We start from the raw sequence: 21,914 nt of genomic DNA, 5'->3' as shown, positions 1-21,914 counted from the left end.
GGCCGTCGGGTCCTTCGATCGTCTCGCACCGCCCCGACGCCCCATCTCAGGGGGCGTCATCCCTCGGCAGCGCGTCGTCGATGACGGTGTCGACAAGGTCGAGCAATCGGTGGGCCGCAGTGATGGCGGGGCGCAGGGTTCGGTGGGCGGTCGGCTCGATGCGCTCGCCGAGGATCTGCCGCAGTGTGGAGGTGTCGGCGCCGGATGGAAGGCCCAGGTGCCGAGTGATGGCGGCATGGCGTGGTTGGTCGCCGCGGGCGAGGTACTTGGCGGCCAACTGCACCAGCAGTAGGACGCTGGTCGGGTGGTTCGGGTCCGCGCCTGTGGTGTCCGAGGTGCGGTGCCGGTCCAGTAGTTGCATGAACGCCAGGTCGGTGCGCGGCGGTGGTGGCGTGCGGTGGAGTAGGAGCCGACCGTTGGCGGGTAGGGCGGCGGTGGCTTTGGGCCATAGGTAGAGGTCGACCAGCACCGGCAGGGTGGCTAGTTCGACGCACGCGGTCAGGTAACCGCCGTCGGCGGGTGCGTTGCGGGGCTTGCCGCTGGTGAAGAGCACCGACCCGGGCAACCGCAGGCCGGCGACCGGATCACCGAACACGCTCGGCGGTGTGGCGTCGTCGACGGCTACGACGAGGTCGATGTCGCTGTACGGGTCGGCGTTGCCTTGCCCAAGAGATCCCACGAGCCACGCCGCGTTCACAAATCGTCGCTGGTGCAGCACGTCGACGGTGGCGGCGAGCCAGGCTGTACGGGCTTTGGCCAGGGCTGTCGGCGGTGCGGCCCATTGGGGCTGCGGCGACACCTTGGCATGCCTTCGCTGGCTCATGTCGGTCCGCCGCAGATGCCCGTGTGCTCTGCGGACTGTGCGGGTTCGCGGCGGTCGTCGGCGGCTTCGATGAGTGCTGCCGGTACACGTACAGCGAGTTGTTCCGCCTGGTTGAGGGTGAGCGTCCCGGTCCGGCGGAATGCGTCGTAGTCGCACAGCAGGTTCGTGAGTTGCTTGCCCGGCCAGTGACGGAGAGCTTCCGCCACTTCGGGTAGCTGCAGGGGTGCCTGCGGCTGCCGCTGGATGACTATGAGCCGAGCGGCGCATGAGAGCACGCCCAGAACTTGGCGGGCGAGGTCCTCGCGCTCGAAACTGCTGTCGTGTCTGGCGCTGAGGCCACTCACGGCGATGTCGTGAAGCGCAGCGATGTCTTCCGCAAGATTGGTTGCTGCTGGAGTTGTGGTGTGCGTCGGGCCAGCGCCTGCGATCACGGCGGTGTCGAGGCCGACGCGGTCCAGCGCCACCCGCATCGTCATGTCGTGCAGAGCGCCGAGGCTGCGGACGGCGCCAGGGTGTCCGCCGCTGAGATGTAGCGAGGCTCGTATGCCGTGGAGTTCGGAAGCTTCGGCCACGATTTTGTTGATCTTGACTGCTGTCCGTGAGGACGCGGGGAGATTCCAGGCGACGAAGTCGACGTCGCTCCAGCCGTCGATGAAGTCGCCGCGGGCGGCCGATCCGCACAGCCCTATGCCCGCTTCAGGATGCCCGGCGATGGCGGCCTGAACGTCCGTTGCGACTTCGGTTATGAGTTGGCTGAGGCTTCGGCTGAATGGGAGTGGCCCTGCCGAACGCCAGGCGATGATGGCGAGGGCGCGGTCCAGGATCGGCTGGAACTCAACGTGGGTGGCCGCTCGTCGGGCGGCGGGGGCCTCAAGCCAACGAGCTTGGACGAAGCCCTCGTCTCGGGCTGGCGTTGTGGCGGTGGTCGCGGTGGTGAAGAGGAACCAGTCGACGGTCTTCGCCGCAGGCGAGCCGTCGCTGTCGGCGAAGACGTACTTCTCCTGTCCGAGGTACGCGCCGTACTGAGCACGGGTCAGGCCGGCCTCCTCGGCTACTTCCCGCACGGCTGCCTGCAGTGGCGCCTCGCCCGGCTCGAGGCGACCCTTCGGGGCTACGGTCTGTCGTTCGCCGTTCCCCCGGACCTGATCGAGAAGCAGGATCGAAGGAGCGCCTAGGTCGTTGGTCGTGACGACGGCACCGGCGGAGGAGTATCGACGAATCACGGCTGGGTTCCTCCGGAGGGCTGCCTGGATGGATTCAAACGCGTCGCGAAGACGAGCTATGCGGTCCTGCGGGGCAGGAACGTTCATTGGTGCCTGGCATCCCACTACGCCCTGGGGCGGGCATCCCAACTCGCGGGCTTCTACTCAGGCGCGACGATGGTCGAGGCCATAGTTGTTCCACCACGACGGTCGGTGCCTTCGAAGGGCTCCTGCGACTCGGGTCAGTAGCAGCCAGTTACCGTTCAGTGTCAGTGCCGCGTCCTCCGGCCTGCTGGCGAGCAGCCGGTCGACGGCTGCGACCATGTCGGGGACCGCCCTGCCGGACGTGTCGTCCTTGAGCATGTGGAAGACGATGTTGACGTACGTGTCGGGTTCCCATTCCCATTGGGAGCCGTCGTCGTCCTCGGCGTCGTAGTAACCGTTTTTGCCCGCATAGACGCTGATGGTGTAGCCGGACTCGTCACCGAGGTCAGCGCCGAGTAGTCGGGGGTATCCGGGCAGAGTTGACTCCTCGACGTTCCCAGGTGCCGCGATTTCGGCCACTTGTTCCAGCGGGATGTCACCCGCCAGCGTCAGTCGGTACTCGATACCCACGTGCTGCCTGCCTTCTCAGTCTCGTCGGACGATTTGAATGATCTCACCGCTGCGGGTCAGCGCCGTGAGTTCTTTGAGGTGGTGGATGGGCCAGTCGTCGAACTGCTTCTGCAGGGCGCCGAGGTCGCCACGCCAGTCCTGCAGGTTGAGCATGATCCGTTGGGTCTGCTGGCTGGCCACCTTCCCCGACACTTCCGTCCACACGCCGCGCGTGGCTTTCGCGGGAGTTGGCGAGTAGCAGTCGAAGACATGGCCTTCGATCAGGTAGTCCGGGTCCTTGTCCGGCTTCCCGCCGTCGCCCGTGTTCCGCCGCGCCTCGGCGATCTCCTGCCTGGTCGGGTTCTGGTGCAAGCGGTAACCCTTGCCGGCGACGGTGTCGGCACACGCGTTCTCCAACTCCAACGCACGCTGCACCTTCTGATCCGCCCGTGGCGGAATTTTGGTTCGGGGCCCGGTGGGTGATCCGCCGAGGACGCCGGTCGGGTGCCGGCTCCACGGCGTGGGGTTACGGTCACCGAAGGCATCGCCGCCGGAGGCGGGAGGCGGCGAGTTCGGATTGCTGGTGGCAAAAGGGGGCGGGCTGGCCGGTCTGGGACTGCCAGCCCCGATCAGTTTCCCGAGGACCCGATCTGCCGTGCTTCAGCGACCGCGGCTTCGATGAGTTGCCGAGTGGTGCTGGTGCGCTGGACTACCAGTACGAGGACCTGCTTAATGCTTTCCAGCGCCTGCAGCAGCGGTCCGGGCTGCCCGCCCTGAAGGATCATGGTGACAAGCCGCTGTGCCTCACCGACCTGAGCGATAGTCGCTGCCGTCGCGTCTCGGGCGCTGTCCACCGCGGCCTGGACGGGTGTCAGCCCGGCGATCGTCTCCTGCGGAGTCGCCCCATGCGGAACAGATGCGGTTGCCTTCGTTGCCTCACCGATCGAACCGCCGAGGCTGCCCAGGCCGCCTTGAATATCGGTGATCGCACTCCGCACTCGCGTTACGCCCACCGCCACCGCGGCGAAGCCAGCGCCCGCGGCTCGCAGGGCCACCTCCTGTGCCTGGCTGTCGGCCGCGGCTGCCAATCCCTGCGCGCGCTCGACGCCTGCCGCCAGGGCCCGGAGCTCAGCGGTGATCTTTTCGATGTGCGACACGTGGTCGGCTCCCCAATCGAAGGCGGTGATGATGTCCGGCAGCCGAAACTACCGGGCTATCCGGGAGGCCCACCAGACATCGGCAGCCGAAGACTTGGGTGCCCGGAGTGTGGCGTGGATCAGCGGTGAGACTTGGCATGGCGGACGGTGGACGTTGGATTCGTCCGGGGCGTAGGCGCAACATGCGAACGACACAGGCCCAGCAACTCGGGCTACCTTGTCTGGGTCCTGGTGCCGATGATGACCTCGGTGCGGACGAGTTCATCGAACAAGCCGGTGGGGCTGTACTTGATGAGGGCGTCTCGAAGGTCGGCTTCGAATGCCGCCTTGTCTGGTCCTAGTTGCGCTGGGCTGCTGTATGAGTAGGAGAACTGCAGCCCAATGACCTCGTCGAGGGTCCGCGTAACGGTGCGATCCCAGGTGTGGATCTCGAGGTGCCGGAACGTTGACTGGGCGAGGACATCTTGGTGGCGTTCTGCGGGGTGCTGGTAAGTACCGCTACCGGCACGCCGGCCGGGACCGAGGTAGCGGGTTCGTACCTCGGCGATGGCATCGGTCCAGGGGGCCGGTTCGATGTCACCCGGTGCGCCGCCGGAGGCGAGGACGACGGCACCGGCGGGCTCGATGATCTTCTCGAGGTCGCGCAGGGTCTGGTGTCGGTCGGTCCAGTGAAATGACGCACCCATGGCGGTGAGCATGACTGGGCCGATGTTCATCGCGGGCAGGGTCGTGGAGTCGCCGAGCAGCCAGGTGATGTTGCCTGTCCGCTGTGCTTCGGCGAGTGCGCGGCCCTCTTCCAGCATGCCGGGTTCCGGGTCGACGGCAATGACTTCACCGACAAGCGCCGCGAGCGGCAGCGCGATCGTGCCCGTGCCGGTCCCCAGGTCCAGGACGCGCTGAGTGCCGTCGAGGCTGAAGCGCAGGCGAAGATGCTCGTACATGGCGGGGTCGTAGCCGGGCCGATATCTGGCGTAGTACGGAGCCGTAGAGACGAACAACTGGTTGGGCTGCTTCGGCATGGGCACGTTCTCCTTGTCGGTCCGCATGCTGGGTGGTCGTTGAACGCGTAGCCGCGCACTCGTTCAAATCCTGGCATCAGGCGTGCGCTAATCCGGGCACCAGCAGCTGCTGGTCGACGGATCCTTTCCCCACTCGCACGGACGCGAGGACATCGAGCAGGCCCGTGCTGATGCCGCCGCCCGAACGTGACTGGCACCGGGGGTCTCCGACCGGCATCCGCAGGCGATGAGTCAGCTGCCGCCGAATTGTAGGAGTGGCACGTCGTACAACGTCGTGTCCGGGACGCGGCGCATGACCGGTGCAGCGACCTCGATGATCAGCATCTCGGTGAGGAACTGGACGGTGGCACCGAGTAGGTGGCTGGTGTGCCCGCTGGCGCTATGTTCCTTGAGGCCGACGCTCGCGTGGATGTGTGGCCGGATCTGGTCCGCGGTCTCGTCGTAGGCGATGGTGCCGCCGCCGAGCGCCTCGACGTTGGACAGGTGTACACGATCCCAAACTGGTGCCTGGGGGTTGTCGAGGCGTTGGCAGGTGCCGACGATCTCGACCGAGCTGAAGCCGGCGATGAAGACGGGGATATAGCCGTGACGTGACGAACACCGTTGGTTCGGCAGGCGTCCGCGAGGGCGGAGAAGAAGTCCTCGCCGTGGTCGAAGGTGATGCCGATCATTCGTCCCGGCGTGAGGTCGTGGCTGCGCATGCGGCATCTCCGGCTGCTGACTCGGGGGTCGTTGATGTGTGAGCATCGATGGGATGACAGACGGTGCGGGTAGTCGTGTCGGGAGGTTCGGTGGGCGATCGCAAGCGCAGTAGCCGACGGCAGCGGCGGGAACCGATCCGGCGGATTATCTCGGCCACCCGCGTGCTGGCGCGTCCGCGGCTCAGCCCGGACGAGAGAGCCCTGATGCCGGTGTACGAGATCAGCCCGATGTTCGGACGGCTCGTGGAGGCGCCGGTGGAGTTGGTGCCGCTGCTCGCGGTCCTTGCCGTGCTGCACCAAGCGCAGAGCGGTAAACCCGTTGGTACCTGTGTTCCGACGAGTCATCAGGTCAGCGGCGCGCTGCGGCATCTTGGCTTCGAGGCGGAGCCGGTCGCTGCTTGCGCCACGCTGTACCGGGTGACCGACACATTTGCCGAGGTGTCCGAGGTCGGGGTGTGGAAACGACCACCGGTTGTCCAGGCTGATGGCACCACGAACGGGCACATGGTCGTGTGGACGCCGTCGTTCGCCCAGCTTGTGGATGCGACCCTGGTGCAGGATCCGCTTCTGCTGGCGGCGGCCCAAGTTGATCCGCTCTACTCGACGCCGGTGTTCGTTGACGTTCCCTCCGATTGGGACGAGTTCCTTGCCACTCGGCCCATCGCCTGGCTCGACGATCGCCTCTACGCGTCCTGGGTCTTGACCCCGGAGTGGACGACGGCCATGGACCCCGTCCTAGAGGGGGAGACTGGCGCTGTCGTAGAACGCGGCGCACTCGGCCTGGCCACCGATGCGCTCGGCCTCATCGAAGCCGTCGGAGCGGAGCGGGATCTGAGCGCCCTGCCGGTCCGGTGGCCACGGCTCGGGGCGCTGCTTCAAGGTCAGGAACATCTGGCGGAGTTGCCATCCGAGCCACCGTTGCGCCCAGATGCCTGAGGCGGGAAACGGGTAGAAGAGGCTGAAGTACGTTCTACGCCAGGGCGAAACAGTATTGCCGGGAGGTTGTCTTGCGATTAAGCCTCAACATCTCTATCTCTCACGTCGGCTTGCCTCTTGTCGACCGCCTGAAATCCGCCGTTGGCGCTGGCTTTGACGCGATTGAGATGTGGTGGCCGTTCAAGCGGGCAAACCCTCCTCGCGAAGACCTCGCGGCTCTGGCGTCGGAGATCCGTTCAGCGGGCCTGAAGTTGGCGCTGTTGAACCTAGACGGAGGTGATTTGGTTGCTGGTGAGCGAGGAATTCTGTCTCATCCTCATGCCGCCGAGCGCTTCCGCGCCAACTTGCAATCTGCTTTATGGCTGGCCGAAAAGACCGGATGTGCGGTTTTGAATGCCCTGTATGGGAATCGATATCCCGGCCTAGATGAGAACTTGGCGGATGATCTGGCGGTCCATCACTTGGCGGCGGCATCCCGGGCGGCATCAGACATTGGTGCTGAAGTCGTGGTAGAGGCATTGAACAGCGAGGACTGCCCAGCCTATCCGCTGGTTACCCCCGAGGCCGTGGTCGGACTGATTGAAAAAGTCCGGATTGCAGAGGCTGCCCAGATTGGCTATTTGTACGATGTCTACCATGTTGCCAAGATGGGAATAGAACCGATCGGCGTGGTTCGAGACTATGGCGCCTACATTGGACATGTTCAGGTGGCGGACTTCCCTGGACGCGGTATCCCAGGTAGTGGGTCAATCCGCTTCCCAGAAGTGTTTGCGGCGCTGCGAACCGCAGGATACGCCGGTTACATCGGAGCAGAGTGCCACGGGGCTGACAGCATTAAGTCTCGGGATTTGGCTCGGCTGATGAGGGTCCGGCCGTCGGGCGGGTAGCGTGCGATCGTGCGTAGGTCTCTTCCTTGAACCAATAAAGCGCGCCCGTAACTCCATGCCTGTGGATGATCGGGGCAACGTCTCGTTCGACGCAGAACTCGTAGAAGGCCCGCCGCGTTCCTTCCCACCAAGCGAAGTCGTCCAAGATGATGACACCGCCGACCACTACACGGTCATAGAAGTGCCGTAAGGCGGCGCGAACCCCGTCGTAGAAGTCGGCGTCGATGTGAAGGAGGGCGACGGCGTCCGGGCCCGGCTGGGCAAAAGTCTCGGCGAACCATCCTTCGCGAAGGATGGTGGCGTCGGCGCTCAGGCCCGCCTCGGCAAGTCGGGCTTGCACGCGCTCCGGCTTGCCGATCAGCTCGCCGGCGAATCGTGCGGCCTCATGGCCGTCGGGGATGGTGGGAGTAGGCAAACCTTGGAAAGAGTCGTACAGCCACAGGCGTTTCGGGTAGTGACGGATGGCGAGGCCGATCGCGGCGGCGGATCCACCGTTGTAGACGCCGCACTCGACCATGTCGCCGGGAAGTTGCCGCGCGCAGGCCTGCGCGGCAAGGTTGTACAGCAAGGCGAGCCCTTCGATCGAGTTCAGTGCCTCGTGGCGAAGTGGCCAGAGCTCCTCAGGCACGTGCATGGGATCCTCCGGGTGGGTCGGCATGGGCATGCTGCGAGTAGCTCCTGATTGCCGAGATAATGCGCTCGGCACCCTCGTCGAGATCCGCTTTGGTCACGCCAGCTGTCGGGTAGAACCTGGTAGGCATGGCAGGTAGGACGCCTGCGTCGAGGAAGTGCCGTCGCAGTGCTGCGGTAGTTGAGGCTGTTGCCCTTCCGCTGGGCTTGATCCAGAATCCGCCGGGCAGGCCTGTGACCGAAACGCTGAGCCCCTCCTGCCCGACGTGGTCGGAGACTGCGGTGAGCAGAAATTGGCCCGCTCGCTGCAGGGACTGCATGGACAGGGCACCAGGTGTCTGTAGGAGGTCGATGGTGTGGGTGACGGCGGCAGCCGCGAGTGGTGAGCCGTTGAGTGTGCCCCCGTGGACGACACGGTGGTCAGCGCAGAGCTGCAGGAGATTGTCAGAGGCAAGGACAGCGCTGACCGGTACCGCCCCGCCGCCAAGCATCTTTCCGAGCAGGGTGATGTCTGGTGTCACCGAGCTGGTCGCCTGCCATCCGCCCAGTCCGGCACGGAATCCAGTGATGATCTCGTCGAAGATCAAGACCGCATGGTGGCGGTCGCACTGCTGGCGAACCAGTTCGAGGAAGCCCGGCGCGGGCGCTACCGCTCCAGCATTGATGGGGTATGGCTCCAGCAAGACCGCAGCGACGCTGTCCCCGTAACCGCGGAAGACGGCTTCGAGGTCGTCCAGGTTGTTCCACCGAGCGAGGTAGTTCTGTGTCTCCACCTGGTGGGGCGCAGAGCCCTCAGTAGCCCGCGGGTCGTCTGGCAGCACTGCGGGCTCGGGGAAGGTCTGTGGCGAGTACCCGCCGCCGAGCAGCGCGTCGAGGTGGCCGTGGTAGTGCTCTGCGAAGCGCAGGACCCGGGTGCGGCCGGTCGCGGCGCGGGCCAGCCTGATGGCGAGTTGCGCTGCTTCGGTCCCGCTGGTGCAGAAACGGGCTGCGGAGTGCTGCGGAAAGAGTTGCAGGACTGTGGCTGCGGTGTGTTCGATTGCGGCGGAGGGCAGGGAACCTGAGACGACCTTGGTGCCGGCCGCGACGGCTCGTTCGTATGGACGGCAGCCATGTGGGAAGGCTCGTGCCCCGAAGGCGGAGAACAGGTCGAACATGCGGCGCCCGTCGACGGTGGTAAGCCAGGTTCCAATACCTCCGGCGATCACCAGGTGCGGCTCGTGACCGGGCATGCGGAAGTTGTAGTTCACCCCGCCGGCCAAGCGGTTCATTGGTGTGCCATCAGGCCGGTGATGCGCGTTCGGACGAGGTCGTGGGTAACGCCGGGCGCGCGTTCAGTGATTCGGGCGCGTACGAAGTCGAGGTAGGCGGTGATGACCTCGCGTTGTTCGGGGGTGTGTGCCGAGGAGTACAGCGCGTCCGTGATGTGGGGACGGGTGTAGAAGGCGTACTCGATGACGGCGACGAGGTCGTTCAGGGTGCCTTTGTCGATGGACTCGCACACTGACGGCAGTCCGACAGGTTGGTCGAGGCCCCAGCGTTGGATGTCGGGGATGACGGTGAGGCCGGTCTCACCGCCGAGGCTCAGTTGTAGGTCTCCGCCGCGGCGGCGTGCCCTCATGAATTCCCGGGTTCGGGGGTCAGGTGTTAGGACGTTGCAGCTGATGGCGAAGAGCGGCAGGGCCAGGAAGGCGTCCAGTTCGGCAAGCACATCGGGGACCGTGTGGTGCGGTAGCCCGACGATGAGCCCGCTGACAGCTCCAATGCCGTGCCGGTCGAGGGCAGTTGCCACCGTGTGGTTCTGGGCGACAGTTGTCGCCTTGTTGAGGTAGTCGAGGCTACGCTGCGTCATGGCTTCGAGGCCTAGGAAGACCCGCTGACAGCCGGCTTCCGCCATCCGCTCTGCGACTTGGTCGTCCAGGATTTCGGATCGGGCATAGCAGAACCATGGCAGCCGGATCTCGCGCAGGATGTCGATCAGCGCATCGAACTCGGGGTGCTGCAGGAGGTCGTCGTCGTGGAACTCGATGGAGTCGTAGCCCCGGTCCCGCAGCTGCGTGAGATCCTGCCTGATCCGTTCGACAGGGCGCGCCTGCATGCGGCGGTGGATGAGGTAGGTGGAGCAGAAGGAGCAGCGGGCTCGACAACTCTGGGTGCAGACGTAGATTTGCGGGTTGACGCCGAGCAGGCGGGTGTAGCTGGTCGCGTAAACGCCGGTATCGAGGTCGCTGAGTAGGTCGTATGCGAAGCAGGGCACGGATGTCGTCTCGATGGAGTTGTCCGTCGCCGCTCGCCCGTCGACGCGCGTGTCTCCGAGTTGGCAGCAGATGCCGGCGAGCCGTGCGTGGGCGAGGAAGTCAGGTGCGCCCAGTCTCTCGATGATCGTCACGAGGGCATCGCGGCCCTCGCCGCGCACAATGATGTGGCAAGGGAGGTCGTCGTCGGGTACCACGGTGACGTGCGCACCGCCGAGGACGACGAGGATATTGTCTCCGGCGAAGCGCCGACAGTAGTCCGAGACGTGGTCGATGCTGGAGGTGTAGGTGCTCATCCCGATGATTCCAAGGGCCGCAGGTCTCAACCAGGCGCGGATGGCGGCTTCCATCGCATCCCGGTCTTCGAAGGCCTCTTCGTCGAAGTAGCGCACCCAGTCGTGCAGGTCGCGGTCCACGAAGTGGTCACGTAGCTGTTGGGCCAGGTTCAGCAGGCCGAGGGCGGGAAAGTGGGCGCTGAAGAGCGCTTTGCTGCGGACCGCTCTGCTTCGCGCGACCTTACGGAAGCTGAGGTGTACGAACGCGATGCGGACGTCGCGCGTGTCGCGATCGGCTCCTGCTGCATGTATTGGCGTCAGGTCCCACATGTGCGTTACCTCCGTTAAGCACGAAGTTTGTAGCCGGCCAAGATGGCGGCAAAGGAAGGGTCTTGTTGCAGCCCCAACCGGACGGCGGCTGGGCATTCCCACCGCGTTGGCCACGATGCGACGACTGCCTCGACATCTGGGTCGATCTCGCGCCGAACGCTGACGGTGGCTGGTGCGGCGGCGCTGCACTGCTGGGCGATGGCATCAATGTCCAACGCGATCCCCGGCACGTTGATTGCGTTCGGGACGACGGACCGCTCACGAACGATGACCTCGGCCAGCAGGTAGAGATTCTCCACAGCTGCTTCTGGCGAGGTGAGCACGATCCGCTGTCCCGCGGGTACGGGAACGATGATGTCCGTGCCGTCGAACGCGTTCTTCGCCATGGTGCTGGCGAAGGCCGATGCGGCGCCGCTCGGTGGTCCTGGCCGTACGGCGACAGTCGGCAGGCGCGCTGCGTGGCCACGAACTATGCCGCGGCGTGTGGCGTCGGCGATGAGGAGTTCTGCCATCGCCTTGCTCGTGCCATAGGCGGACTGGGGTCGGACGGGTGTGTCGTCAGTGGCCGGCGCGTCATCGAAGACCGCGATCGATGATGTCATCAGTAGAGCCGGGTGCGCCTTTTCGGCAAGGACCTCGAGCAACAAGGCTGTTCCTGCGACGTTGACATCGAAGGCTGCGGCAGGGTCTTTCTCGCAGACGGCGGAGAGCAGTGACGCGAGGTGGATGACGATGTCGACATGCTGTGGCAGGACTTCTCTGAGCGCGGTGACGTTGCGAATGTCCGCGGTGAGCACACCGAGATTCGGCTGCGGGACACGATCAACACCGACAACCAACCAGTTGTGGGAGCGCAGCTTTGTCGTCAGCATGCCGCCGAGGAAGCCACTCGCACCAGTGACCAGGGCGACTGGCCGGGGATGGCTAGCGGGCACCGGAGTGACTTTTCACGCGATCCTGCCCATAGCTGCGGTATTGCTGGGAGTAGTCGCACTCAAGTTGGTGCAGATGCTGACAAATATTGCGTAGCAGAGCCCTGCTGCGCGGATCCTCCGGCATTCGGTAACCCCAGGTCGTGCGACATGTCGTGATGACTTCGCGCAGCCATCGCGCCAAGGCCGGATCGACGTCGTTCAGGCGCGTCACCACGTGTTCTTTCGCCGCGACCCGGTCCCAGCCCGTCGTCATTGAGACGATGCCGGCGCCGATCCAAGAGGCCAGCGACGCGACGATCTTGACCCGACCGTCCATGGGGTACCCGAGGAAGTCATCGTCGGGCATGGGAGGCATGGACACCCCGGTAGGTTGCAGATGCTCTGGGAGCCCGCGGACCCTGCGAGTGAAAACCCACGGCATCGCTATGGTGGGAGCTGCCCCGACGACCAGCCGACTGCTGAGGTGACCAGCGAGATCAGGCCCACCCATAAGCCGGCCGTGATCAGCGAGGGGAAACAGGACTTCACGCCGTTGTATCCGAGCGAGGTCCGTGGTGGCTGGGCGCCCGAGGTCGTCGTAGGCGAGGACGGTCAGGTCAAGCGGAGGTTCGTCGGGACAACGCTCTTGATAGAGCGACGTGGCGAGATGGTGTGCGGTCCGTACGTCGCCGCGGGTCAAGATGACGACGTCCAGGTCGCTTGCCTGGTCGGCGTCGCCTCTGGCATGGCTGCCGATCAGGTAGGTGGCGGTTGGCTCGTGGAGCGCCTTGCAGGTGTCTTGATGGATCGTCTTTAGTGCGCTTGTCGCGAGACGCTCCACGAGTCTCCCTTCACGGGGTCATGCTGGTACGTATGCCGGCACCAGCTCTGAAGAGGGCGTTTCCGCGGTGAGGGTCGACAGGCCGTTCAGGTAGGGCCGGAGGGCCGTCGGGATGCGGACGGATCCGTCGGCCTGCTGGTGGTGCTCGAGCAGGGGGATGAGGATCCGGGGCGAAGCCACCGCGGTGTTGTTCAGGGTGTACGCGAACGCGGTCCCGCCGGCGGAGGTGCGGTACTTGATGTTCGAGCGGCGTGACTGAAAGTCACCGAAACTCGAGCACGAGTGGGTCTCCGAGTAGGTATCGCGGCTGGGCATCCATGTCTCGACTTCGTACTTCAGTCGCTGACCCTGCCCCATCTCTCCCGTGGATGCGACAGCTACCCGATACGGCAGTTCCAGCGCTTTGAGCACCGTCTCGGAGTTGTCCAGGAGCGCCAACTGCTCTCGCGCGGACAACTCATCGTCGGCTTCGATGATGGAAACCTGCTCGACCTTGTCGAACTGGTGTACGCGATAGAGCCCGCGCGTATCACGACCGTGAGAGCCGGCTTCCCGCCGGAAGCAGGAGGAGATCCCGGCGTAGCGGATCGGCAGGTCAGACAGGGAGAGGAGCTCGTCGCGGTGTAGGGAGACCAGCGAAACCTCGGACGTGCCGACGAGGTAGCGGTCCTCTCGGTCAGCCTTGTAGGCGTCTTCCACCCCGAGGGGGAAGTATCCGGTGCCGACCATTGCCTCTTCCCGGACCAGGACTGGCGGCATGACAGGTCGGAAACCGCGGACGGTCAGCAGGTCCAGCGCCATGGCGAGTACCGCTCGCGTCAGAAGCGCGCCGTTGCCGGTTAGCGCAATGCTGCGCGACCCGGCGAACTTTTGCGCGCGGTCGAACTCGACGAGTCCAAGCTGGCGCGCAAGTTCAACGTGATCGACCATGGTCGGGTCCATCTGCCTGGGCTCGCCCCAGTGACGGATTACTTCATTATCTTCATCGGTCGCGCCCACAGGGGCCGCTGGATCGGGGATGCTCGGTGCCCGCAGCGCCAACTCGTGAAGTCGTTCCTCGGCTGCGCTTAGCTGGACGGTAAGACCCTTCACCTCGTCGGAGATCAGGGTGAGTTGAGCCTGCAAGGTCGCGCGGGTATCGGCATCAGCGTCTCGGAAACTCTTCGACAAGGTCTTCTGCCGGGCGCGAGCCTCATCGACGAGGCCGACGATTTTCCGCCTAGCCTCGAAGGCGGCAGACAACTCATTCGCGTCGAAATCCATTCGCTTCAGCTTCGCTGCGCGGCCGAGTTGGTCGACGAAAGCGGGATCCCGCAATAGCTGGACATTGATCACGATCGGGGATTTTACCGTACGGGAAGTGCCGAGCCGGGGCACCCGCGTCGGCGCTGGTGGCTTTGCGGCACAGTCAGACGTCACGGGGTGCCTCGCGTAGAACCTCCCGGAACTGACGGATGGCAGCTCGTTCGTCGTGTCCCCAGGTGCGGATTGCCGCCGCGATCTTGGTCCGCAGCGTGTAGTCCAACAGTCCGGGTTCTGGCGGACGTCCTGGATCGGGCCAGAGGCGCAGGTGCGGGACGCTCTGGTCGGCGTAGCCCTTCCACTCGTACGGATCGGTCCCCAAAACCGGGAAGACATCGCGGTAGTCGCCACGTCCGCCCTGCCAGGGCAGCAGCGAGTAGGAGTCCATGTAGTGGTAGGTGAGTGCTCGCCTCATGCCGCTGGAGCGGTTGCGGCTCGAGCCATGGACAAGGTAGCCGTGGAAGAAGATCGCAGACCCGGCAGCCAGCTCTACCAAGCTGGCAGCACTCTCGTCGAAGCCGTAAGACTCCGTGGTGAAGTCGTACTCATCTGGCCGATGATGCTCACGTACTGGGTACAGGTAGCCGGATCGATGGCTCCCTGGAACTACACGAAGGCACCCATTTTCCGCTGTCGCGTCATCAATGGCGATCCAAACCGCCACCAGGCTGCGGTCTCTCGTTGGTATTGGCCCCTCGTCCTGGTGCCACGCATTCCCCGGGAAACCCGGGGGTTTTACGAAGAGTTGTGACTGCAGGCACTTAACTTGAGGTCCAATTATTTGAGCAAGCTTCTCTACAATCCCAGGGTGCTCTGCAAGGGAGCGGAACATCGCACTGATTTTATGCACATGGTGCACGCACAGGACCTGATCCAGCAGCCGCTCCGGGCTGGAAATTACGTCCGGACCAGGCAATCCCAGAATCGAACGGTTCTCATCTAAGGTTTTGGGAATGGCGGCCCTGATCGTGGCGACTTCGGCAGAACTGAGGACGTCGCTACATACAACGTACCCATCGCGACGGAAGCGAGCCAAAGTGTCAGGATCCATTCCTACTCCAATTTGCGTGCCTGAGGTTTGCGGCCTCTGCCGCTGGTTGGTGACCACCCACCGGTCTGGGCCCTGGAGTTTTTCGCCTCCTCGTTCGAAGGACTGAATCGAGTGGGACTTGGTGCTCGAATCCTTGATCATCGTTCGAGACGACAGAGCAACAGACTCATCTGGTAGTCAAACCCGTGCTCCAAGTGATCACGTCGAATCACTAGAGTGGCCCGTCGAGGAGGTCAAGCGGAAGCATCAGGTGCTGCCCAAATGCTGAACTAGCGCTGAACCTCGACACAGTCGATCTCGCTGCAAACCGACGCCAAGTGTCACGATGGACCCATGATGGAGCTGGAGGGCGTGCCGGTCACCGCGGACGCACTGAGCGCTGCCGCGCTCGTCAACTACGGTCACTTCACGTCAATGCGCGTCGAAGGCAGCCGGGCACGAGGGCTCGACCTGCATCTAGAGCGACTTGCTCGGGATAGTCAGACTGTCTTCGGGGTGAGCGTGGACACCGATCGGGTTCGCATGCTGGCCCGAAAGCTGGCCGCACAGGTGTCGGTGCCGGTGATGATGCGGGTGACGATCTTTGATCCCGAACTCAGTCTCGGGCATCCGGCCGCGAGCAGCCAGCCCCGCATCTTGGTCACCCTGCGGCCAGTCGGAGCTGAAGTCCCACCGCCGATACGCCTCAAGGTCGCGAGGTATCAGCGGGAGCTGCCAGAGGTGAAGCACATCGGGCTGTTCGGCACCGTCCACCAACGTCGCCGAGCTCAGAGGGCAGGGTACGACGATGTTCTCTTCGTCGGCACGAATGGCCTGATCACGGAAGGCGCCACCTGGAACATAGGATTTATCCGCGACGGCAAGGTGAGGTGGCCGGAGGCCGACTGCCTTCCAGGAGTCACGATGCGGCTGGTGTCTACGGTGATGGAGCGAAGTGGGATCGAGGTTCGCCGCGAGTCGATCGCCCTCGACCAGGTTGCGGCGTCCGACAGCGCGTTCATCACCAACGCCGGCGTCGGGTTGCGGCTCGTCGCGGCGATCGACGGCGTGTCCCTAAGTGACGGGACGAGCTTCGTCGATCGGCTCCGGAAGGAGTACGACGCCACGGAGTGGCAGCCGTTGTAACTCCTGCTCGCGGTTACGACCCGTTGACGGGTGGATGCGAGCCGTGGTCATGTGGTACCTGTGTCGATCGAGGGCTGACGGTTGATAGACATAGATACCAGAAGGACTGCACCTTGATGGCAGTGGGCAAGTGGTCCGGACGCGAGACACGAGCGCTCCGGGAGGCGAAGAGGATGAGCCTTCGCGAGTTTGCCGCCTACCTGGGAGTCAGCGACAGGACGATCTCCAAGTGGGAGGCGGGTGCCGACCGAATCCGGCCCCGCCCCGACAGCCAGGCGATCTTGGACACCGTTCTCGAACAGGCCAGCAACGACGTGCGCGCCCGGTTTGAACTGTTGATGGGGAGCGGACTCGAACCTAACGAGACCCTCCGGAGGCAACCGCGACCTGCGGTGAGCGCCGAATTGCGCCCCAGCGCGACGGCGGTAGAGCAACTGCACCCGCGGACAGGAAAGCTGATGGTGCTAATCCCCGGGGGGTCATTCCTGTTTGGCATGGACAACCGGGTATTGGATTTACCACCCTTCTACATCGACGTCACACCGGTGACCAATATCGACTATGCGCGATTCGTGGCCGAGCAGGACTATCGAGCGCCTCAGCACTGGCAGAATGGCCGCTGCCCCGCCGACCTCAGCGATCATCCGGTGGTGAACGTGACATACCGGGATGCCGAGGCGTACTGCCGTTGGGCGGGCGTCGACCTGCCCACCGAGCAGCAATGGGAAAAGGCCGCCCGAGGCACCGATGGTCAAGCCTTTCCGTGGGGCAACCAGTCGACCGTCGCGAAATGTAACGTACGCGAGTCAGGCATTGGTCGAACAACGCCCGTCGAGCGCTTCCACAGTGGTGTCAGCCCCTACGGAGTCTATGACCTGAGTGGGAACATCTGGGAATGGTGTCGTACGGAGACCGACCCGGGCCGCTACGTACTCAATGGAAGCGCCTTCACTAGCCCCTTCAGACTGGCCGCTGCCCCCGCGACAAATGACGCCGCAGCCGAGATGCTTGACGACGACACGGGGTTCCGAGCCGTCACGGCGGAGCTTCTTGCTGCGCCCCGTCCTGACTAACGCGTAGCCCGCCTCTGCGAAAACGCCGCCGATCTCGGCGGCGTTTTGCGTCACCAGGGTTCCGCGTAGATGCAGCACCGGTTCGGCGGCAGGTCGTTCCATCTGGTGCTCGCATTGATCACTCTGGAATTACGCGATCGGCGGGTGAGTCGGCTCAGAGCAGTCCGGCGCAGCCGTTGAGGAAGATCGCCGCACGGCTTGGGCCTCATGTTTCCCGACCACGGCACCCAGACGAGCCAGATGACCACGCTTCCGCCGGTTAGAGGGATCGAGGTAACGGTGCGGTCGCCCAGCCCTGCATGTCCATGGCCGTCCTCGTGATGAAGGGGTTCTGCGTGAACAGGCAAGACGATTTGGAGCGGTACGGCTATCGCCAGGAGTTAGCCCGGAGGCTGCGGTTCCGGGACCTGGTCGCGTACGGCCTGGTGTACATGGTGCCGATCGCACCGATGGCGATCTTTGGCAGCGTCTACGCCGGCTCGGGCGGGATGGTGGCCCTGGCGTACGCGGTCGGTGTGGTGGCGTTGGTGTTCACGGCGTTCTCGTATGCGCAGATGGTGAAGGCGTTCCCGATGTCGGGCAGCGTCTACAACTACGCCGGGCGCGGCATCAGCCCGCCGGTCGGGTTCCTCGCCGGCTGGGTGATCCTCCTCGACTACGTCCTCGTGCCGGGGCTGCTGTACCTGGTGGCGTCGGTGGCGATGCACGCCACGGTCCCGGCGGTCCCGGTGTGGCTGTGGCTCCTCGGGTTCGTCGCAGTGAACACGGTCGTTAACTCGGTGGGGATCCGCATGACGGCGGCCGTCACCCGGGTGATGCTGGTCGGCGAGCTGATCGTCCTGGCGGTGTTCCTGGCCGTCGCCGGTTGGGCCCTCGCCTCGGGTAGGGGCCGGTTCAGTTGGGAGGCGTTCTACAGCGCTGACACGTTCACCTGGTCCGTGGTGGCGGGTGCGGTGTCGCTTGCGGTGCTGTCCTTCCTCGGCTTCGACGGGATCTCCATGCTGGCGGAGGAGACCAAGGGCGGCTCCCGTCAGATCGGCCGCGCCATGGCCGCCGTCCTGATCCTGGCCGGGGTGCTGTTCATCGCGCAGACGTGGCTGGCCGCGATGCTCGTCCCCGACCCCGGCACCCTCCTTGCGGAAGGTGATCCAAACGGCACTGCCTTCTACGACGCCGCCGCCGTTGCCGGGGGAGGCTGGCTGGCGACGCTGTGCGCGGTCGCGACAGCCATCGCGTGGGGATTGCCAAACTCGATGGTCGCGCAGGTCGCCACGTCTCGGCTGCTGTACGCGATGGCCCGGGACCGGCAGCTGCCGGCATTCCTGGCGAAGGTGTCGATCCGCCGCAACGTGCCGATCAACGCGACGCTACTCACCGGGGCGGTGTCCCTGGCGTTGGGCCTGTACATGGCGACTCGTGCGGATGGGATCACGCTGTTGTCGTCGCTGATCAACTTCGGGGCGATGGTCGCATTCCTCGTCCTGCACGTCTCGGTCGTGGTGCATCACCTCGTCCGGGAGCGCAGCGGGAACTGGTGGGCGCACCTGGTCATGCCCGCCGTCGGCTTCGCCATCTTGGTGTGGGTGGTGGTCAACGCCAACATCGCCGCCCAGCGCCTCGGCCTGGCCTGGCTCGCCCTCGGGATGGTGGTCCTGGCCGGCCTGTACCTGTCCGGCCGCCGACCTGCCCTCTCGGGGTTGGCGCCCGTGCAGCCGCAGGCGCGTCACGTGGAGCGGGTGTGACCGGCATGGACAGGTTCACCTACCGGCCAGCCCGAGACGAGCTGGCGTACACCTTCGGCGGTCGGATGCCGGTGGCGCACGTGCGCGGCGGTGACGTGTTCACCGTCGTGACGGAGGACTGCTTCGGTGGTCTCGTGAGGGGACCGGCGGACCTGCCGTCGCAGGTGTGCCGCATGCCGTACCTCAATCCGGTGTCCGGGCCGTTCTTCGTCGAGGACGCCGAGCCCGGCGACACGCTCGCCGTCCACCTCGCCGCTATCGTCCCGGCGCGGGACTGGGGTGTGTCGTCGACGTTTCCGCACTTCGGGGCACTGACGTCCACCTCCCACACGGCCACCCTGCAGCCTCCGTTGGAGGAGCGGGTGTGGGTGTACCGCATCGACCGGCAGGCCGGGACCGTACGGTTTCAGGCCACCCGCAGCGACCACAGCGTGGACCTGCCACTGGACCCAATGATCGGCACGATCGGTGTCGCCCCCGGCGGGTTCGAAGCCCGCTCCACCCTCGTGCCCGACACACACGGCGGGAACCTCGACACCCCACACCTGCGCGCCGGCACCACCCTCTACCTCGGCGTGAACGTCCACGGGGCGATGCTGGCCCTCGGCGACGGGCACGCCCGCCAGGGCGAGGGCGAGGCCTGCGGCGTCGGCGTGGAGATCGCCACGACCACCACCCTCGCCATCGACGTCATCAAAGGCGTCACCACCCGGTGGCCTCGGTTGGAGACCGACCGGGACATCCTGACGATCGGGTGCGCCCGCCCGTTGGAGGACGCCTACCGCATCGCCCAGCACGACCTCGTCCGCTGGGCCAGCGCCCTCACCGGCCTGGAAACCCTGGACGCCTACCAACTCGTGTCGCAGGCGGGACGGGCGCCGATCGGCAACGTGTGCGACCCCAACTACACCGTCCTCGCCGCCATCGACAAAAACCTGCTCCCCGCCCCCGGACCCGCGTACGGCGGGGCACACGAGCGGCTGCGGCGACTCACCGCCGGACTGCGGTAGGAGCCCCGCCGATGACCGCGTCGATCCCGCGCCTGCCGCTGCGCGATGACCTGTTCCTCCTCGGCCACGACGACGACACCGGACACCCCCACGTGCACCAGCAGACCCTCGCCCTGGGACTCGCGGGCGCGGTCCTGATCGACCTGTACCTGGCCGGGCGGGTGACCCTCGACCCGAACGACGACACCCGCCCGGCCAACCACCCACGGATACACCCACACATCGACCGGCCAGTCGGGGACCTGATCGCCGACGCCGCGACCGCCACCATCCGCCACACCCACCCACCCCTGCGGGGGTGGCTGCGCGTGTTCTCCGCCGACCTCTACGACCGCACCCGCGCCGGACTCGTCGCCGGCGGAATCCTGCGCCACCACACCCGACGGCGCCTCGGCGGCCTCATACGCGCCGACACCTACTTGGCCACCGACAGCAAATGGGCCGTCGTCGCCCGCTCCCGCCTGCGCTACCTCGCCGCCGGCCGCGAACAACCCGACAACCACACCGCCGCCCTCGCCGGCCTCGTCGCCGACCTCGGCCTCACCAGCCACCTCTACCTCGACGACGACACCGCCACCCTGACGGCTCGCTTGAAGGCCATCGCCGGGCAGCACTACGAGCCGGTACGCGACATCACTGCCGCCGTTGACGCCGCCGTCGGGGACCTCGCCACCGCCGCCTACCCCTAGCCCAATCCACCTCACCTCGAGAAAGCTGACCGTGAACAACCTGCCCTACGAGCGACCCGCGACCGAGACGCCCCACCCGGTGGGCCGGCGAGCCGTAAAGGTCACTGCCGCCGCCTGCGCGCTCGGCCTCCTCGCCACCGCCACCGCTATCCCGAACTGGACGGGCGCCGCCGGGCCAGCCCAATCCCCACCCTCACCTTCCACCACTGACCCGGTCCGGTCGGCCGCGTCGCCCTGTCCGTCACCCGCCGCCCTGACCGCGGCGCAGCTCAAGGCACGCGCACAGCAGAAACTCGACCCATCCCCTACGCGTCTACCGGAGTCGACCCCGGCGCGGCAGGCGCTCAACGCGGTCACGGTTGGGCCGTCCGGCTGCGACGCCATCCCGGGCCGGTTCGCCTACATCCACCTGCTGCAATGGGCCACGGACACCACCATCGCGGGCAACAACGCCACCACGCGGATCGTGCTGTTCGAAGAGCAGCGCTGGCGTGCCGACGATGCCTCCGGACGCGTGATCCGCAGCCGCTACCCCATCGGTAAGCGGCCCACCGACGACAGCACCTACAAGCCCGGCGAGCTGGACGGACCCATCGGACCGATCGCCACCGACCCGGTAGCGCTCAGCGCGCACATCGACGCCACCCAGCCCCGGTTCCTCGGACCCACCGCCGTCATTCGCGGTCTCGTCAGCCTGCTCGGCTGGCGTACTCCCAACCAAGCCGCCCGCACCGCGGTCCTCACCGTCCTGAGCGACACCCCCGGAATCGCGTACCACGGCTCGGTGACCGACCGCGCAGGCCGAACCGGCATCGGCGTCAGCGCCACACCTCCAACGCCATCCGCTTCCTGCTGATCCTCAACCCCACCACCGGCGAACTACTCGCCTACGAAAGAACCGCACTCGCACCACCACCGGGCAGCGACCGAACCGGCCCCCTGGTTGACGACTACCACCTGTTCCTCGTCCACGCCCATGCCACCAGCAGCGGCAACTCCTGACCTGCGCGACCGACAAGATCGAGGGGAAATCTAGCCATGGACGCTGTAACGCGCATCCGCGCCGCCCGGTGGGCGGACAAAGACCATGTCGCCGCACTGATCGCCGACGCACTGCATCCCAGCCCTCTCGCCACATGGCTGATCCCCGACCCAGGCCCACGCCGCCGGATCCTTACCGACGTCCTCGGCATCTGGATCGAACACGCCATGTTCTACGGCGACATCCACCTCACTGACGACGACGCCGCCACTGTCGGCTTCCACCGATACCGCAGCATCCCGCCACCGGCGAACTATCAGATGCGGCTAGGGCCTGTTTCAGAAGTTGATCCACGAGCTAGATCGCATCGATGATCTTG

22 protein-coding genes and 2 pseudogenes are annotated in these 21,914 nt (G+C 65.5%); 9 read left to right on the top strand and 15 right to left on the bottom strand.

From position 1 onward, the window contains the following. Nucleotides 1–46: 46 nt before the first annotated feature. The 7 genes and pseudogenes from AB0B86_RS05750 to AB0B86_RS05720 all read right to left on the bottom strand — a co-directional run bounded on the left by AB0B86_RS05750 (nucleotide 47) and on the right by AB0B86_RS05720 (nucleotide 5,496). Nucleotides 47–823, bottom strand: coding sequence for a nucleotidyltransferase domain-containing protein (locus AB0B86_RS05750; RefSeq protein ID WP_357416219.1), 777 nt, complete (start codon nucleotides 821–823; stop codon nucleotides 47–49). Next, nucleotides 820–2,046 (bottom strand): NUDIX domain-containing protein, encoded by a 1,227-nt coding sequence (locus tag AB0B86_RS05745; protein ID WP_357416216.1) that lies wholly within the window; start codon nucleotides 2,044–2,046, stop codon nucleotides 820–822. Before AB0B86_RS05745 ends, AB0B86_RS05750 begins: the two co-directional genes overlap by 4 nt. 144 nt (nucleotides 2,047–2,190) lie before the next feature. Beyond that, nucleotides 2,191–2,640, bottom strand: a complete 450-nt coding sequence (locus tag AB0B86_RS05740) for a SitI3 family protein (protein ID WP_357416213.1) — start codon at nucleotides 2,638–2,640, stop codon at nucleotides 2,191–2,193. A gap of 15 nt (nucleotides 2,641–2,655) precedes the next feature. Next, nucleotides 2,656–3,054 (bottom strand): hypothetical protein, encoded by a 399-nt coding sequence (locus AB0B86_RS05735; protein WP_357416210.1) that lies wholly within the window; start codon nucleotides 3,052–3,054, stop codon nucleotides 2,656–2,658. Between the two features lie 194 nt (nucleotides 3,055–3,248). Beyond that, entirely contained in the window at nucleotides 3,249–3,776 is a 528-nt protein-coding gene (locus AB0B86_RS05730; protein WP_357416206.1) for a DUF6244 family protein, read from the bottom strand. Between the two features lie 212 nt (nucleotides 3,777–3,988). Further along, complete coding sequence (locus AB0B86_RS05725) at nucleotides 3,989–4,822, bottom strand: class I SAM-dependent methyltransferase (RefSeq protein ID WP_357416203.1); 834 nt, start codon at nucleotides 4,820–4,822, stop codon at nucleotides 3,989–3,991. A 204-nt stretch (nucleotides 4,823–5,026) separates the two neighbouring features. Further along, nucleotides 5,027–5,496, bottom strand: a pseudogene (locus AB0B86_RS05720) (DUF296 domain-containing protein). Nucleotides 5,497–5,586: 90 nt separating this feature from the next. On the opposite strand from AB0B86_RS05720, the gene AB0B86_RS05715 reads away from it, so the two are divergent. Both AB0B86_RS05715 and AB0B86_RS05710 read left to right on the top strand, forming a co-directional pair. Continuing rightward, a complete protein-coding gene (locus tag AB0B86_RS05715) occupies nucleotides 5,587–6,432 on the top strand; it encodes a hypothetical protein (RefSeq protein ID WP_357416201.1) in 846 nt (281 codons plus the stop codon). A gap of 71 nt (nucleotides 6,433–6,503) precedes the next feature. Next, on the top strand, nucleotides 6,504–7,319 hold the full coding sequence (locus tag AB0B86_RS05710; protein WP_357416199.1) for a TIM barrel protein: 816 nt from the start codon (nucleotides 6,504–6,506) through the stop codon (nucleotides 7,317–7,319). Here the strand turns inward: AB0B86_RS05710 and AB0B86_RS05705 are convergent. The 8 genes and pseudogenes from AB0B86_RS05705 to AB0B86_RS05670 form a co-directional block, all read right to left on the bottom strand. Continuing rightward, nucleotides 7,267–7,947: a TylF/MycF/NovP-related O-methyltransferase gene (locus AB0B86_RS05705; protein ID WP_357416196.1), complete on the bottom strand. Its 681-nt coding sequence runs from the start codon at nucleotides 7,945–7,947 to the stop codon at nucleotides 7,267–7,269. The two genes, AB0B86_RS05710 and AB0B86_RS05705, sit on opposite strands and share 53 nt — an antisense overlap. Continuing rightward, nucleotides 7,940–9,217: an aminotransferase class III-fold pyridoxal phosphate-dependent enzyme gene (locus AB0B86_RS05700; RefSeq protein WP_357416192.1), complete on the bottom strand. Its 1,278-nt coding sequence runs from the start codon at nucleotides 9,215–9,217 to the stop codon at nucleotides 7,940–7,942. The genes AB0B86_RS05705 and AB0B86_RS05700 overlap by 8 nt, the downstream gene beginning before the upstream one ends. After that, nucleotides 9,214–10,806: a radical SAM protein gene (locus AB0B86_RS05695; RefSeq protein ID WP_357416189.1), complete on the bottom strand. Its 1,593-nt coding sequence runs from the start codon at nucleotides 10,804–10,806 to the stop codon at nucleotides 9,214–9,216. The genes AB0B86_RS05700 and AB0B86_RS05695 overlap by 4 nt, the downstream gene beginning before the upstream one ends. 14 nt (nucleotides 10,807–10,820) lie before the next feature. Further along, nucleotides 10,821–11,741, bottom strand: coding sequence for an NAD-dependent epimerase/dehydratase family protein (locus AB0B86_RS05690; protein ID WP_357416185.1), 921 nt, complete (start codon nucleotides 11,739–11,741; stop codon nucleotides 10,821–10,823). Beyond that, complete coding sequence (locus AB0B86_RS05685; RefSeq protein WP_357416726.1) at nucleotides 11,731–12,087, bottom strand: hypothetical protein; 357 nt, start codon at nucleotides 12,085–12,087, stop codon at nucleotides 11,731–11,733. The genes AB0B86_RS05690 and AB0B86_RS05685 overlap by 11 nt, the downstream gene beginning before the upstream one ends. 366 nt (nucleotides 12,088–12,453) lie before the next feature. Further along, a pseudogene (locus AB0B86_RS05680) lies at nucleotides 12,454–12,561 on the bottom strand (hypothetical protein); the annotation flags it as partial. A gap of 18 nt (nucleotides 12,562–12,579) precedes the next feature. Further along, nucleotides 12,580–13,896, bottom strand: coding sequence for a serine--tRNA ligase (serS, locus tag AB0B86_RS05675; protein WP_357416182.1), 1,317 nt, complete (start codon nucleotides 13,894–13,896; stop codon nucleotides 12,580–12,582). Nucleotides 13,897–13,969: 73 nt separating this feature from the next. After that, nucleotides 13,970–14,914 carry a phytanoyl-CoA dioxygenase family protein gene (locus tag AB0B86_RS05670; protein ID WP_357416179.1) on the bottom strand — a complete coding sequence of 315 codons (945 nt, stop codon included), beginning with the start codon at nucleotides 14,912–14,914 and terminating at the stop codon, nucleotides 13,970–13,972. A 333-nt stretch (nucleotides 14,915–15,247) separates the two neighbouring features. Here AB0B86_RS05670 and AB0B86_RS05665 point away from each other — a divergent pair, with 333 nt between their 5' ends. The 7 genes from AB0B86_RS05665 to AB0B86_RS05635 all read left to right on the top strand — a co-directional run bounded on the left by AB0B86_RS05665 (nucleotide 15,248) and on the right by AB0B86_RS05635 (nucleotide 21,909). Continuing rightward, nucleotides 15,248–16,039 carry an aminotransferase class IV family protein gene (locus tag AB0B86_RS05665; protein WP_357416177.1) on the top strand — a complete coding sequence of 264 codons (792 nt, stop codon included), beginning with the start codon at nucleotides 15,248–15,250 and terminating at the stop codon, nucleotides 16,037–16,039. A 116-nt stretch (nucleotides 16,040–16,155) separates the two neighbouring features. Then, on the top strand, nucleotides 16,156–17,112 hold the full coding sequence (locus AB0B86_RS05660; RefSeq protein WP_357416173.1) for an SUMF1/EgtB/PvdO family nonheme iron enzyme: 957 nt from the start codon (nucleotides 16,156–16,158) through the stop codon (nucleotides 17,110–17,112). A gap of 335 nt (nucleotides 17,113–17,447) precedes the next feature. After that, nucleotides 17,448–18,854, top strand: a complete 1,407-nt coding sequence (locus tag AB0B86_RS05655; RefSeq protein WP_357416167.1) for an APC family permease — start codon at nucleotides 17,448–17,450, stop codon at nucleotides 18,852–18,854. Then, nucleotides 18,851–19,864: an acetamidase/formamidase family protein gene (locus AB0B86_RS05650; protein WP_357416164.1), complete on the top strand. Its 1,014-nt coding sequence runs from the start codon at nucleotides 18,851–18,853 to the stop codon at nucleotides 19,862–19,864. Before AB0B86_RS05655 ends, AB0B86_RS05650 begins: the two co-directional genes overlap by 4 nt. A gap of 11 nt (nucleotides 19,865–19,875) precedes the next feature. Beyond that, nucleotides 19,876–20,553: a GPP34 family phosphoprotein gene (locus tag AB0B86_RS05645; protein WP_357416162.1), complete on the top strand. Its 678-nt coding sequence runs from the start codon at nucleotides 19,876–19,878 to the stop codon at nucleotides 20,551–20,553. A gap of 31 nt (nucleotides 20,554–20,584) precedes the next feature. Further along, a complete protein-coding gene (locus AB0B86_RS05640; RefSeq protein ID WP_357416157.1) occupies nucleotides 20,585–21,409 on the top strand; it encodes a hypothetical protein in 825 nt (274 codons plus the stop codon). A 182-nt stretch (nucleotides 21,410–21,591) separates the two neighbouring features. Continuing rightward, complete coding sequence (locus AB0B86_RS05635; protein ID WP_357416154.1) at nucleotides 21,592–21,909, top strand: hypothetical protein; 318 nt, start codon at nucleotides 21,592–21,594, stop codon at nucleotides 21,907–21,909. Nucleotides 21,910–21,914: the final 5 nt, after the last annotated feature.

It is taken from the genome of Micromonospora sp. NPDC049047, assembly GCF_040649135.1.
Classification (GTDB): domain Bacteria; phylum Actinomycetota; class Actinomycetes; order Mycobacteriales; family Micromonosporaceae; genus Micromonospora.
Note: the sequence above shows the minus strand (reverse complement) of the source record. Positions and strands in the feature narration are given on the sequence as shown.